The organism is Sorangium sp. So ce887, assembly GCF_051521455.1.
Taxonomy (GTDB): Bacteria; Myxococcota_A; Polyangia; order Polyangiales; family Polyangiaceae; genus Sorangium.
In genome coordinates this window covers 12,245,860-12,258,857 of record NZ_CP150354.1, presented here as the reverse complement: position 1 = coordinate 12,258,857, position 12,998 = coordinate 12,245,860, and the positions used below count along the sequence as shown (strand labels likewise).

Sequence of the window (12,998 nt, the reverse complement as noted above, 5' to 3'; positions counted from 1 at the left end):
GAGGCGTCAAGCCCCAACTGCGGGACCTGCCCTGGGTTAGTGATCGGAGATGACCACCCCTGCGCGGGCGCATGCGGCGAGCTCCTCGTCGGTCGGGAAGGACTCAGTGTCCTGCAGGACGCGCACGGGACGGCCTTCGGCGGCGAGTGGGTGCAGTAGCTCGCAGAAGCGCTTGGTCGAGGTGGCGATGAGCTGAAAGTAGGGGCCCTGGCCCAGCGCCGCCTTGCGGTGCCGCAGCACGAAGCCGGGGCCGGCATGATGGGTGTGCCCGAAGGTGTCAAGCTTTCGCTCGACCGCGCCATGCAGCTCCTTGAGCAGGCGCTCGGCGTCGGCGGGCTGGAGGAACCCGCCCATGCTGGTCTCGGTGCGCCAGCGCTGGAGCTTCCAGTCGAGCGCGAGGCGCAGCAACGTCGACTCGAGGTCGTCGCCGCCGGGCTCCAGGTCCTCGCCGAGGCTTCCTGTCACGTAGCAGCGCCCCTCCTCGTCGATGCAGAGCCAGCGCATCTTGTCGACCTTGCCTATCTGGCGCACCGGCTTGCCCTGGATGTCCTTGATCCGCTGGTTGCCCGGGACGGTCGCCGCGACATATCCAGGCGCGATGAGCGGCGCCACGCCGAGCAGACTCCACGGCGCGAAATCATCTTCCGCGATGACGCCGCCGTGGTCCCGCTCCACCGAGGAGAGGATCGGCCAAAGGTCGTCGCTGAAGAGCCTACGCAGGTCCTCCTCGGAGCGCCGGAAGCGATCCAGGCGGTGGATACGCCGGGCGAACAGGTATTCTTGCAGCTCGGGGATCGGGGCAAACAGCTCGGTCGCCGGACGCGTGCGCTGCACGAGGAGCTCGCCGTCCTCCCATTCCGCTCGCTCGGTGGCGACGTCCCCGTAATGGAGGGCCTGCTCGATCCGCCGGCCTTCGGCGATTCGAATGGAGATCTCCGCGATGCCGATCGCCTGGTGGAGCTGGGCACCCGGAGGTACGCGCTGGAGATCCTCGACGAGCATCGCCCCGGCGCGGCCGTCGTGCAGGCCGATCTCCGCGCCGGCAGCGCGGGCGGCGGCGAGCAGCGCGGGCAGGTCCTCGAAGCGGCGGGCGGCGGCGCGATCCCGGACGATGAACCAGCGGTCGTCCGACCAGCACGCGTCGTGCGGCGCCGATGCGGCGCCGTTCTCCGTGACGCGGAGCTTGGTCGCGAGCTTCCTGGCCTCGTCGCCTGCGCGCCAGTGGATCGAGAAGCCGTACAGGGCGGGCGTGGGCGAGAGCTCGGCGGCGATGCGTTCCAGGAACGCGCGCAGATCGTTGCAGAGGAGCTTCTCGTACCTGCCGAGGTACACAGCGCCCTCCCGCTGGGTCAGGAGCACGCGCCGGCCCGAGGCGTGCCTTGCGATCACCAGGTCGGGCGGGCCAGAGCGGCGGCGGCGGACGCTGCAGTCGAACTCGGCGAGGGCGCCGAAGTCGTAGTCGCCAAGGAGGGGCAGGCCACGGCCCTGGGTCAGCGCGAAGAGCAGGTCCGCCGCGTCGGTCCAGCGGGGCGGGCAGCCGGGCGGCGCGAGCTTCGCGAGCGTGCGGCGGTCACAGGCGCGGCGGATGGGCGCGCGGTCGGCCAGCGCGGAGAGGGCCTCGGAGAAGCCATGGACGGCGCTCATCGCTAGGTAACCCTCTGGAACCGATCGCCCACCACGCTCCAGGTACCCACGTTCTGGATGCCTCCCGGGCGGTTCGGTCGTGTGAGGCGGTTGCTCGGGTTGCTGTGGTACGTCGGGTTCTGCGGGTTCATGGCCCCGCTGACCTCGCTCGGGCGTGGCGGCGACGAGAGCGTCACACCCAGCATATCGGCCACCTCGCGGGTGCTCGGCGGCCTGGGCGGCCTGGTGCTGCTCGGCTTCGTGGTGGGCTTGGAGCTCTTCGTCTTCGTCGTCGTTCGGGGGGCCATGGAGTCCTCCTGGCTGGTTCAAGGTCGATGATGGCTTCGCCACCGTGGAATGATGGGTCGGCCACCATTCCATCCTGGAACGTCCATCGTCGAAGCCTGCGGGGTCAACCCCGGAGCAAGGCCCGGCCAACCTTCAGCACGGGTTCAGCGGCATCGCGGCGGGCACGATGGTGCACGTCCGCCGCGACGCGCGCTTGAAAGGTCCGGCAGGCGTCGATGGTGGTCGGGCGTCCGAGCCTCCTGGAAAGCGTTACACATCAACCACTTACCCGTGCATCGAAGGATGCCGCCTTCACTGCACAGTCAGCCTCCGGGAGCTCGTCCAGAGGGCGCCTTCTAATCGCCCTTTTTCCGCGAGATCCACCGGAGCGCCTCGGGGAGGACGCTGGCGACGGCGGCGAGCACGTCATCTCCGCCGACGCGCGCGATGAGGGGCGCAAGCTGCTCCACGCCGCCCCAGCGGCTCAGGGTCGAGACGAGCGTGACGTCCTCCGCCGCGTCCCCGAGGCTCACGACGAACAGCCTTGCCGCCGTCGCGAGCGACATCCAGGGAGCGCAGCGCACCACGCTCTCCAGACCCTCGGTACCCCGGTCGTCCTGGTAAGCAGCGACAGCACGCGCGGCGAGCGCGGGGCGCGACGGCTCGGGGGCGGCGAGACAGAGCGCCGCGAGGGCCATGATGCGAGCGGCCTCCGAGCCACCTCCGCCGCCTCGCTCGGCGATCTCCACCGCGGCATCGAGCCCGAGCACCTGGATCGCCTCGGCCGCGTGATCACACACGAGCCCCGCGGCGGCCCACGGGGGATCCAGCGATGCCACGGCGTCGCGCGCCGCTTGCACGAAGGAGCGGCCTCCCTCGGCCGCTGCGGCGCAGAGCAGCGGACGAGCGGCGAAGATGCCGCTGCCACAGAGCTCTCGGATGATGCCGAGCGCGCGTTCCGGAGCGCCGAGCTCGGCAAACCGCACAGCCAGCGCGGAAGGGGGCGGGAGGGCCTCGTCCAGCAGCCTGGAGAGCTCCGCCTGCCCGAGGAAGGGAAGCAGGGCCGCGGTGCACGCGTCGGTGTCGTGCCTCTCGGCGTCCTCGTCGTAGTCGGCAAGGAACGCATCGAAGGACATCGAGACAGCGCGGGCCCGCTCCTCCTCGGGCAGCACCGGTAAGAGGGGCGCCAGCGCGTTCGCTCGGGACGTCGGCGGAAGAGACACCGCCGCCGTGGCGAGCCGCGCGAGCGCCTGGTTCTGGCCGATCCCCTCCGCCGCGGCGAGCCGCGCGAGCGCCTGCCCCGGCTTCGCGCTCGACAGCGCGCGCTCGACGGCTTGCTGGACGAGCGCTTCAGCCTCGGATTGCGGCAGGAAGTCGGCGGCCGTGAGCCACGCGCTCAAGGAGCTGTCGGGCCCTCCTTCTGCGCGCCACGTGGCCGAGACCGCCCACCGCGCGAACGTCGACGCCTCGTCGCCCGATGCAGGGCGCGCCGCGTTGAGCCATGCGAGCGCATCTTCCCAGCCGTCGCCGCGCCACGCCGCGCCTGTCCGCCGCACGACGTCGAGCGCGCGCGCCTCGATGCTGGCGCGCAGCGAGGGAGAGGCGCGCGCCGCGACAGCGAAGAGCGAGACGGCGAGCGCCCGCGTCGTGTCGTTCCACGCCTCCTCATCGGCCTGGTCGGCTTCAGGAGGCCACGCGCGGTGCAGCGTTGCGAGCGCGCCCTGCGCGAGCGCGACCCTCACGAAGCTCGACAGCGCGTCGGGCGGGATCTCCGTGGCGTCCGAGGCGCCAAGCGGCGCCGACATCGAGCGTCGCACGCGACCCAGCTCCGCCCGACGCGCAGCGAGATCCTCGCGCGAGCGCGGCCATGCCCACCGCGGTGCGCAGAGCGGAAGGAGATCGGCGCGCGGTGCGCCGGAGGAGACGAGGTGGTCGCCGGCGTACCGGCGGAGGTAGGTGACCGCGCCCCTCGCGGCTGTGTCGACGCTCTCCCAGGTGCGAACGAGCGCTCGGGCAGCCTCGGCGAACCGCTGCTCAGCGAGCGCGACGTGCTCCTGGTGCCCGTCCGCCCAGGCGGCGCGCAGGGTTTCATGACGAAAGCGAATCCGGTGACCCTCTTCACGCCACTGCAGAACCGGCTCGACGGCCTCGCGGTGCGTGTCGAGCCAACCGGTCACCTCGGCGACCTGCGCGCCGAGGAGCGGCGCCAGCTCGGTAACGTCGAGCGGCGCGAATGCGCACGCGAGGGTCGTCATGAGCGCTTCCAGCGGCGCCGCGCCGCGATCGCGGAGCGATCTCGCGATCGCGTCCACATGGGCGCGTGGACCTGGACCGTCGACCGCCGCCCAGGCGAGAGGGTCGCGGAGAGATGGACCGATGTCCTCCAGGCGAAATCCGTCGACCGAAACATACATCACGTGCGCGGCGCGGAGACCAAGCCGCTCTGCCCACCGCTCGGCGACGTCGCGCGTGCCGGAGACCGCCACCAGCACACGCGCGGCGGGGCCTGGCTCGTCCAGCACCGAGCGGCGAGGGTCGTCCGGCCAGTCCACACAAGCGTCAGGCGCGATCAAGCCAATCAAGAGCTGCGGCTGGCCGTCCTCGCCGTCCCAGTTCATGATGCGGTGCACGAGGCTCGTGCGGACACCGAAGTGAAACTCGTCATATCCCGTGCCTTCGGGCCACGGGCCGGCTGAGAGCCGCGCGAGCGCTTCCTCCTCGAAGGCCGCGCCAAACACGCGTCCGGCGTGGACGAGGAGCTTCAGGGTGCCAGGACCCGTGATCGAGCAGAAGAAGCGTTCAACCACCGTGCTCTTCCCTGCGCCGGAGGGACCATGGACGACGCACGCCGAGGGGCGCCCCGCTTCGCGCCAGGATCGCAGCGCTTCGAACGCCCTGGACTGGCCTTCACCAAAGAACTGTCCCTCCATCGAGCTCACCTCAACACGGGGATGATACGTCATCTTCGCCGGAAGTTCCCGAACTTGCCGCGCTTTCCTTCCTCGCCTACCACCAGCCGCTGGTCGAACAGGCTCCGATACGACGTTCCACCGTGGAATGATGGCCGACCCATCATTCCGCGGTGGCGAGCCCATCATCGACCTTGAACCAGCCAGGAGGACTCCATGGCCCCCCGAACGACGACGAAGAAGAAGAGCTCCAAGCCCACCACGATCAACGCGGGCCACCCCGGCTTGACGCTGACGCCGCTGGTGCTCGGGCCGGCGGGCGTCCCGGTCGTCACCGATGCCGAGCAGGCGAGGGCGGCGCCCGAGGTGGTCGTGCTCTCGGCGATGGCGCACGGGCAGGGCGCGGCCGGGGAGGCGATCGGCGTGGCGTTCCTGGGGGCGGCCGCCGGGCTCGATGAGGAGCGCCGCGCCGTCTACGGGGACCTGGTGCTATCCTCGCTGAATGGTGCGGCGAGGCGGACGTTGGAGGCGATGATGAAGAGCGGATACGAGTTTCAGAGTGAATTCGCGCGCAGCTACGTGGCCAAGGGCGTGGAGCAGGGCGTGGAAAAGGGCCGACAGCAGGGGCTCCTCGAGGCCAAGGCACAGGCCGTGCTCGCCGTCCTCGAGGCCCGCGGGCTGGAGGTCCCTGCCGAGGTGCGGGAGCGCGTCCTCGCGAGCACCGACCTCGCCGAGCTGGACCGCTGGATCCGCCGCGCTGCCGCCGTCGGCGACGCCAGGGAGCTGCTCGCGACGACCGGCTCCTGAGCCACCGGCGCGGGCAGTACTCGCCTTCCTCGAGGCCCGCGGGCTGGTGCTCGACGGCACCACGGCGGCGATGGCGGCCGTGCGGACGCGGGCCCACGACGAACGCCCGGCAGGTTCAGTACTGAAGCTCGAGGACGTATTGGACAGAGTCTCCCAGCTTGAGCCTGTCCTCTGGGTTGGGATAGGCGTCCTCCGGCTGACCATGGTCGTGGAAGACGACCACGTACGACTCCCCCTCGGGAAGCGGATAGGTCGTCGCCCGATCCGCGCAACGCGCCGGCACGGAGGCGGTCCACCTGGGCGCCATGCCGGGCTCGTTCTCGACGGGGGGGCCGCTGGGATCGACGTAGGGTCCCACGCAGAGCGAGGGCTGCAGGGTGTCCCCGCCACCCGGGAGCGTCCTGACGGAGACCGCCCTTGCCCCGGTGGTCGCCTTGCTGATGCGATAGACGTCCTTCTCGCCGCGCCCGAGGAAGCCCGTGACGCCGCTCTGCGTCAGCCAGAAGTCCGGTCCGGACTCGTACTCGGCCTGAAGGGACAGGACGTCGTCCGCGCCGACGTCGTCCGTGGGGCCCAGCGGATCCCAGGTGACGGTATTCGTCGTCGTGCCGCCAGGCTTGTACCCCGAGAGCACGAACGCCGCCCTGCCGTACTGCGCCCTCGGCGCGATCCCCTCCGAGTAGCGCTCCCAGAGGAATTGATACGGGGTGTTGCCGGAGGCATCCGGATTTGTGGCATCGAACGCGTACCAGGGATCGGCGTCGCTGTCCGGGCTCGAGCTGCTGTTCTCCGTCTTGCCGCCGTGATGGGGCACGCTCGGGATGTACGCCTCCGTGAAGAAATGGTTTCCCCAGCCGCCGAGGGAGCCGTCGCTCGACACGACCCGGGAAAGGACACCCGCGCTGCGGGCGATGGCCGCCAGGACCGGAGCGTAGTCGTAGCACTGGGCGCCGTTGATTCCGTCCTCCCAGCCAAGCTGCGAGCCCGGCTTCCCGTACTGGAACGATTCAGCGGGATCCAGTCCATCGCTCAGGAAGATGGACGACACGTCGCCCTGGTTTGTCGCCTGGCTGTACCGGTAACGCTGCGTGACGAGGCGATAGAGCCGGCGCATGGACTCGAACTCGCTCGTGGTCCCCTGCGCCGCCGCCACGGCGTGATCCAGGAACGAGAACGTCGACTCGTCTGCCGTCCGGCGGAACGCCGCGGTGAGCTTCGTGTGCACGTCGTACGGCGGCGACCACTCGTAGAGCACCGTGAAGTGGTCGCGGATGCTGTCCTGATCGCTGCCGTACCCGCCGTGCAGAGTGACGCCGTCCTCGTCCTCGTCGTAGCCGTACGTCTCGAGCTCTGCCTTGGAGATGGCGCCGCTGGCGACGAGCGGATAGGGGTTGTGGATCACGTAAAACACGACGTCCTGGCCGATCCTGGCGCCCGAAGGGGCGAAGGCGCGCACCAGGTAGCGTCCGACGGGCGCGTCGCTCGGAGCGGTGATCCGCCAGTGCTCGCGGTTCCGGCTGGAGAACGCGCCGCTCGTGAAGATCCCTCCCCTGTAGTCGACCTCGGCGGGCAGTGACTTCGCCCAGGGGACCTCGGCGCCCGTGGCGTCCGAGAGGATCCGCAGCGTCGCGTTCTGCGTGGCGCCGTTCAGGCTGGAGTCCTCGACGGCCACCGAGAACGTCGTGCCGCGGCGGACGGGCGGAGGACGGACCCCATTCGTGACCGTGGCGCCCTGCGCGAAGGCCACTCCTTCGCTCCAGGCGTCATAGTCGCCCGTGCGCATCGCGCCGTGGTAGAGGAGCTGGACCCGGTCCCAGCTCGTCTTGGCGACCGTCGGCGCGAAGCTCTTCTCGCTGACGCCGAACCAGAACTTGGCAGGATCGTAGCCGCTGGCGGTCAGCGAGAACTCGAGCGTATGCTCCGCTGCGTTCAGCTGCCCGAGCGGGAAGTTGTAACGGCCCTGATCGAACCCGCGACGATAGAGCAGGTTGCCGTTCACCTTCACGTTGTCGGCATAGGCGAACTGGTTGGGGTCCGTGTTCCGGTAGGCGCCTCCCTTGAGGAACACCGGGGACGCCGAGCCGTCCACGGCGACCTTGGCGCGGACCTGCACGGCGGCGCTCGGGGGGTCGACCCAGACGATCTTCAAGGAGCTCCCGGAGACGTCGGTGGCCTTGAAGCTCAGGGTGCGACCCGCGTTCGGGGCGACGTACCTGAGCTCGAAGCGATACCAGCCCTGGCGTGAGCTGGAGAGCTCGTACACGCGCTGGCCGCTGCTGTTCGACAGCGTTTGCTCGGTCTGGTCCGGCTCTCCCGGGCGCGAGGTCACCTTGACGGACTCGAACCTGTGGCTCGTGTCCACCTGCCCGGTCGCTGTCTTCGCGGCGAGGTCGAACCGGATCCTCTCTCCGTTCGCGTCGGGTTGATAGACGTGAACGACCTGCGAGAAGGTCCCCGATCCGGTGAACGTCTCCTCGACGGATTTCATGTAGACCCTGCCAGGGACCTCGAGGGCTCGGATGGGCGCCAGGGTCTTCTGGAGCGCTTCGTCCGAAATATTGGGGATGCTCGTGAGCTCCTGAGCGGAGGCCTCGACCGGCGTCTCGAGCGCGAGCTCGTCGTCGGAGCATCCGACGGCCGGGCCGAGGGCGCCGAGGAGCAAGAGGGCCAGAGCGTCGCCGTGACGGGCGGCGCGCCGGGCGCGACGAGACGTGACTTGCGTCGATGAGATGCTGTTGTCCAACATACTGCCTTTCTCGGAGATGCTGGGCCCCACGCGCACGCGGGGCGGGCGTGCGGCGTGAGAGGCCCATCGCGGCGAGCCAGCTCGCCCGCAGGGGCGCGGCGCTCGGCGTCGATCCGACGGACATCTGGATCATTGTAAATAGTGTTGCCAAATTAAAAGCTGCATGTCCGTCATGCATCCTGTGCATCTCGTCGCCGTGGCCTCGCGCGGGCGCGAGCTCCACGGCGCCGGAGCGCGGCATGTTCAACGGGTCCCCGGCGGGGCGACAACGGGCTCAGCCAGTGCATCCATGCTCCGGCGAGCACGCGGGGTGCGGGCCCCGCTCATCGCGGGCGCTATCGCAGGCGGTGCAGGTGGTGCTCCTCGCCGTTCAAGGTCAGCACCGCCATGAAGCCGTCACGCGTCCGCTCGCTCTCGAACCTGAACTCGTGCGTTCCCGGGGAGACGGAGGTGTCGACGATGCGCGCGACCTCCGGCTCCAGGGCGGAGCCGGGGTAGCTGTAGACGTCGAGGCGCAGCGTACAGGCGTGCTCGATCGTCGCGCGCGCGACGATCGCGTCATCCCCCTCCGTCACCGAGAAGGCGCTCCCGAGCTCTCCCTCGACGGAAGATCTCCTGAGCGCCCATGCGATCTGCTGGGCGGCGATCGGGGCGTACACGTCCAGCACCATCACGTCCTTGTTCTGCTCCTTGAAGCGCGCGTGGAGGCGCTCCCGGGTGGCGGCGTCCACGCCGCCACCGAGGGTGATGAGGTCGAAGTCGCCGGCGTGGAACTCCGTGTCCGGTGCCTCGCTCACCGTGCCGACCGCCGCGTACCCCTGCTTGTTCAGCGCTGCCACGCCCCGCTCGAGGATATCGACTCTCTTGCCGATGACCAGGATCCGCTTCGGTCTCGATGCCATGCTCTCTTCTCCCTCGCGAGCTGCCGCCGCGCCCTGCTGGAACGCTTTCACATGGCGCTCCAGCCGCTTGTTGATTTCTGCTCCGCCGCGCTCGGCGCCTCCGGCCCGGCGCATCCGGAGAGGAACGTGCAGCAGCGCCTCCCGCAGGCTGGACTTCACGCCAATATATGGGAATTATTCTGTTCGTTTGTTGCAGGCCGAGCCTCCGGGAGCTCCGCGTGGGCCATGTCCTTCGCGCTCATCACAGTCGCCTCCGGGAGCGCGTGGCCACTTCACGATCTTCCCCGGCGACTCGATGGAGATCCTGGCTACAGTGATCGCCATGAACATCGCCGGAATTGCCCATATCCAGCTTTCGGTCACTGACTTCCCGCGCAGCCGCGCGTTCTATCGCGCGCTGTGCGAGCACTTCGAGATGCAGTGCCAGTACGACGATCCGGGCGACGAGAACGAACGCCCCATGCTCTATTACATCGGCGGCAAGACCGGCCTGCTGATTCGCCCCGTGAACCCGGAGCACGCCGGCACCCGCTTTCACCAGTACAAGCCCGGCCTGCACCACCTGTGCTTCCGCGCCCGCAGCCGCGAGGATATCGACGCGTTCCACGAGTTCTTCGAGGGCACGCTGGCCGCGCTCGGCGGCAAGCTCGTGCACGCGCCGCAGGAGGGCGCGTGGGCGCCCGGCTACACCTCGATCCTGTTCGAGGATCCGGACGGCATCCGCATCGAGATCAACCACGTCCCCGGCAAGGGCAACCTGTCCGAGGGCGTCAAGCTCCCGTTGCCCGCGCGCGTCCCGGGGGGTGTGCCCGAGCAAGAGTGAGGAGGCCCGCAGCCTCGCCGCGGCCGCGCGGAGGCTACTTCGGATCGAGAAAGTCACACGCGGTGAGGTTGCGCCCGTCGGTCCAGCGGAAGCTGTCCATCCATCCGTCGAGCACGCCGCGCGCATAGGGATCGCCATAGGCCTGGACGAACACGATCGACCCGGTACCGGCGCAGATCGGGACGAGCACGAGCCGGAGCTCCACCGGCGTGCCGGCGACCCGCCACGTTCGCGCGACGCCCGCGCCGAGCGCCGTCGTCATCGGGCCGCCGCCGAGCGCCTCGACGCGCATGGAGAGCGCGGCGATATCGCGGACGAACGACTCCTGCACCTCGCCGAACGCCTTCTCGTTCTCGGCATCGCTGGTGATGCGCGTGGACACCGACATGCCGCCGCGCACGAGCGTGCCGGGCCGCTCGACAACGAAGTCGACGTCGCCGCCCACATGGCCAAGCATGCCCGGCGGCACGCGGCCGACGACATCGAGCCAGCCGTTGCGGTACACGTCGCCTTCGATGCGGCCCGGCTCAGGCTCGGGGAGGCGGACGCGCGGCGGGATCGGGAGATCGGTGAGCGGCGTGGGCTTCGGCTCCGGCCCGGCGAGCGTGAAGAGCTGCGACGCGAGCGCGGCTCCGGCGCCCTCGGGAAAGCCGCGCACGAACGCGACGAGCTTGCCCTGCCGGCGGACGGCGATGCTGGCGGCGATCGTGTAGTCGCCCTGCTCGAGACCGAGCGCGTTCTTCTGCCAGCAGGCCGCGCTCTGGCCGAGCGTCGCCTCGAGCTCCTCCGCGTCCTTCTCGGTGTCCCACCCGCTGATCCACGCCGTCGCGAGGCGCCGCTCCGGCCCGGCGAACACGCCGAAGCGATCGCCCGCCCAGCCCGCGGCCGCGCGCTCGGCGATCTCCGCGTCGACGCAGCGCTCGAGGAGGATGCGCGTGTCGAGCTCGCCGAGCGTGTCGGCGGCGGACAGCGCGTAGCCCGGAGGCGGCCTCGGATCGGCGAACGGTCGCGGTGGCTCGCCCGCGAGGTACTTCTCGGGGTGCAGCACCTGCTCGGTGCTGCGCGGGAAGCGCGTGTACATCCTGTCGACGAGCGGGAAGCCGCCGGCGCGATACACGTCGGTGACCAGGAGCATCCCGCTGCGGTAGGGGAACTCGAGGCGCTTCCTCGTCAGGTCGAGCGCCTTGTCGAGCTTGGTGTCCGCCTCGCCGCGCGTGACGCTCGCGAGCGGGACGCGCTTCGTCACCTCCACGATCCGCCGCAGCGTGCGCCCCACCGGCGCGCCGGCCTCGGCGCCGAGCCACGCCCCCATGGCCACCATGGCGTCGCCCTCGATGAGCGCGAGCTGCGCGATGGCCTCGTCCGCGCTCCTCGCCTCGGGCGGGCGCGGAAAGACCTGCGCCTGGAGCGCGTGCTGCACCTCGTGCGCGAGCACCGCCTGTTGCTCGAGCAGCTCGTCCTCGGACGCGAGGGCCACGTCGGGGATGAATACCTTGTCTGTCGCGCGACTGTAGAAGCCGACGACCTGCTCTTTCAGCACCTCGTCGACGGTGGAGAGCCCGCCGCGCTCTCCGGGCTGCGGGAGGAAGTTGAAGCCGAGCAGAAACGCGGCATCGGCGCTGAGCGCCCCCTCGGGCGAAGGCTCCGCGTCGCGGCCGGCGAGCAGGCGCTCCACGAAGCGCTCGTGGTCGAGCCGCTCGACGACGACCGGTCTCCTCGGCGACAGCTGCCGCGCGGTGCTCACCGCGCGCACGACCTCCTCGATGGCGCGATCGCCGAGCGTGAACCTCTCCTGTGGCGCCGGCGCAGCGGGCTGTTCGGGGCTGCGCGGAGGGCCGGCGGGCGCCGCGCCGGGGCCGCAGCCCGCGCCGAGCGAGAGCGCGAGGAGCCCGCGGAGCCGGCGCGGATGCATCAGAACTCGCCCAGCCAGTAGCGCGGCTTGACCTGCGCCGCCTTGCCAGGCGGCTTCCCACCGCGCTGCTCGAGCGTGACCGACGTGCCCGACGTCGCGAGCAGCACGATGCCGCCGACGAGCACCGCGCCGCCGCCGATGAGCGCGACGAGGCTCACGGTCGAGAGCCCAGTGTCCTTGGGGCCATCCGAGCTCGATGTGACAAGGGCATCCACAAGCAGGAAGCTGCCTCCGGTGACCACAGCGGTGGTGCCCAGGACGGTCAGCCAGAACCCGCCCTGGCGGCGACCGTAGCTGCCGGGCGCGACGTGGAGCGTGACGTCGCCCGTCATCTGCGAGACCGTGAACGGGTCCGGCGGCGGCATATCCTCCGGCGAGAGCGAGTACCGGCGCCCGTCGCTGCCGTCGATCACCTTGTCGCACGGCGAGACGCAGACGGGCCGGAACTGATGGATGGCAAAGCCGTAGCCGCCGTAGGCGCCGACCGTCGTGGAGGCTTCCTCGATCACCCGCACGGGCTTCGGGCTCTCGACATGCAACCTCACCACGCCGGGCGCGCCGAGCGTCGGGGCCGGGACCGGGACCGGCTGCGGCGGCGGTGCGGCGCCGTAGCCCGGGCCCGCGGGTCCCGGCTGCGCGGCGCTCTTGGGCGCGAACTTCCCGCGCTCCACGTCGGACACCTGGGCCCACGGGATGACGCGTACCTCCTTGTCGCCCAGCTCGATGATCTTCACGCTCGTCCCAGGTTCGGACGAGACGACGGTGCCCCGGATCGTGCCGCCGCTCTTGAGCGTGACTTCGTCCTGTCCGTCGTCGGCGCGGGCGCTCGCACCGAGCGAGAGCGAAGCAACGGTCAAAGCGGCGACGATTGAGCAACGGTGGCGCATGAGGGCTCCTGTGGCGAAGATTGCACAATCTCACCGAAGCCGCGTTCGATCGTCAAGCGCGAAGCCGCTTCATGACGAGCGCGCTCGCGGGCCCCGGCGGC

At 70.2% G+C, this 12,998-nt stretch carries 8 protein-coding genes and 1 pseudogene; 2 read left to right on the top strand and 7 right to left on the bottom strand.

Annotation, left to right across the window (positions count from 1 at the left end; translation table 11 throughout):
• Nucleotides 1-36: 36 nt before the first annotated feature.
• From WMF36_RS45985 to WMF36_RS45975, 3 genes are all read right to left on the bottom strand, one after another.
• A complete protein-coding gene (locus WMF36_RS45985) occupies nt 37-1,644 on the bottom strand; it encodes a hypothetical protein (protein ID WP_437577216.1) in 1,608 nt (535 codons plus the stop codon).
• A gap of 2 nt (nt 1,645-1,646) precedes the next feature.
• Nucleotides 1,647-1,931 carry a hypothetical protein gene (locus WMF36_RS45980; RefSeq protein ID WP_437577215.1) on the bottom strand — a complete coding sequence of 95 codons (285 nt, stop codon included), beginning with the start codon at nt 1,929-1,931 and terminating at the stop codon, nt 1,647-1,649.
• Nucleotides 1,932-2,267: 336 nt separating this feature from the next.
• Entirely contained in the window at nt 2,268-4,718 is a 2,451-nt protein-coding gene (locus WMF36_RS45975; protein ID WP_437577214.1) for a hypothetical protein, read from the bottom strand.
• Nucleotides 4,719-5,084: 366 nt separating this feature from the next.
• Between WMF36_RS45975 and WMF36_RS45970 the strand changes: the two are divergent.
• Nucleotides 5,085-5,627, top strand: a pseudogene (locus tag WMF36_RS45970) (hypothetical protein); the annotation flags it as partial.
• A gap of 115 nt (nt 5,628-5,742) precedes the next feature.
• On the opposite strand, the gene WMF36_RS45965 reads toward WMF36_RS45970, so the two are convergent.
• The gene (locus WMF36_RS45965; RefSeq protein ID WP_437577213.1) at nt 5,743-8,373 is read right to left on the bottom strand and encodes a transglutaminase-like domain-containing protein; all 2,631 of its coding nucleotides are present in this window, start codon (nt 8,371-8,373) and stop codon (nt 5,743-5,745) included.
• Between the two features lie 335 nt (nt 8,374-8,708).
• Entirely contained in the window at nt 8,709-9,275 is a 567-nt protein-coding gene (locus WMF36_RS45960) for a hypothetical protein (RefSeq protein WP_437577212.1), read from the bottom strand.
• Nucleotides 9,276-9,597: 322 nt separating this feature from the next.
• Between WMF36_RS45960 and WMF36_RS45955 the strand changes: the two genes are divergently transcribed.
• Nucleotides 9,598-10,098 (top strand): VOC family protein, encoded by a 501-nt coding sequence (locus tag WMF36_RS45955; protein WP_437577211.1) that lies wholly within the window; start codon nt 9,598-9,600, stop codon nt 10,096-10,098.
• Between the two features lie 34 nt (nt 10,099-10,132).
• On the opposite strand, the gene WMF36_RS45950 is transcribed toward WMF36_RS45955, so the two are convergent.
• Both WMF36_RS45950 and WMF36_RS45945 read right to left on the bottom strand, forming a co-directional pair.
• Nucleotides 10,133-12,010 carry a hypothetical protein gene (locus WMF36_RS45950; RefSeq protein WP_437577210.1) on the bottom strand — a complete coding sequence of 626 codons (1,878 nt, stop codon included), beginning with the start codon at nt 12,008-12,010 and terminating at the stop codon, nt 10,133-10,135.
• A complete protein-coding gene (locus WMF36_RS45945; RefSeq protein WP_437577209.1) occupies nt 12,010-12,867 on the bottom strand; it encodes a hypothetical protein in 858 nt (285 codons plus the stop codon). Before WMF36_RS45945 ends, WMF36_RS45950 begins: the two co-directional genes overlap by 1 nt.
• Nucleotides 12,868-12,998: the final 131 nt, after the last annotated feature.

What these genes read in the sequence shown, in the direction of transcription:
- WMF36_RS45960 (WP_437577212.1), bottom strand. Translation starts at nt 9,275, where the DNA reads ATGGCATCGAGACCGAAGCGGATCCTGGTCATCGGCAAGAGAGTCGAT.
- WMF36_RS45955 (WP_437577211.1), top strand. Translation starts at nt 9,598, where the DNA reads ATGAACATCGCCGGAATTGCCCATATCCAGCTTTCGGTCACTGACTTC.
- WMF36_RS45980 (WP_437577215.1), bottom strand. Translation starts at nt 1,931, where the DNA reads ATGGCCCCCCGAACGACGACGAAGACGAAGAGCTCCAAGCCCACCACG.
- WMF36_RS45985 (WP_437577216.1), bottom strand. Translation starts at nt 1,644, where the DNA reads ATGAGCGCCGTCCATGGCTTCTCCGAGGCCCTCTCCGCGCTGGCCGAC.
- WMF36_RS45950 (WP_437577210.1), bottom strand. Translation starts at nt 12,010, where the DNA reads ATGCATCCGCGCCGGCTCCGCGGGCTCCTCGCGCTCTCGCTCGGCGCG.
- WMF36_RS45965 (WP_437577213.1), bottom strand. Translation starts at nt 8,373, where the DNA reads ATGTTGGACAACAGCATCTCATCGACGCAAGTCACGTCTCGTCGCGCC.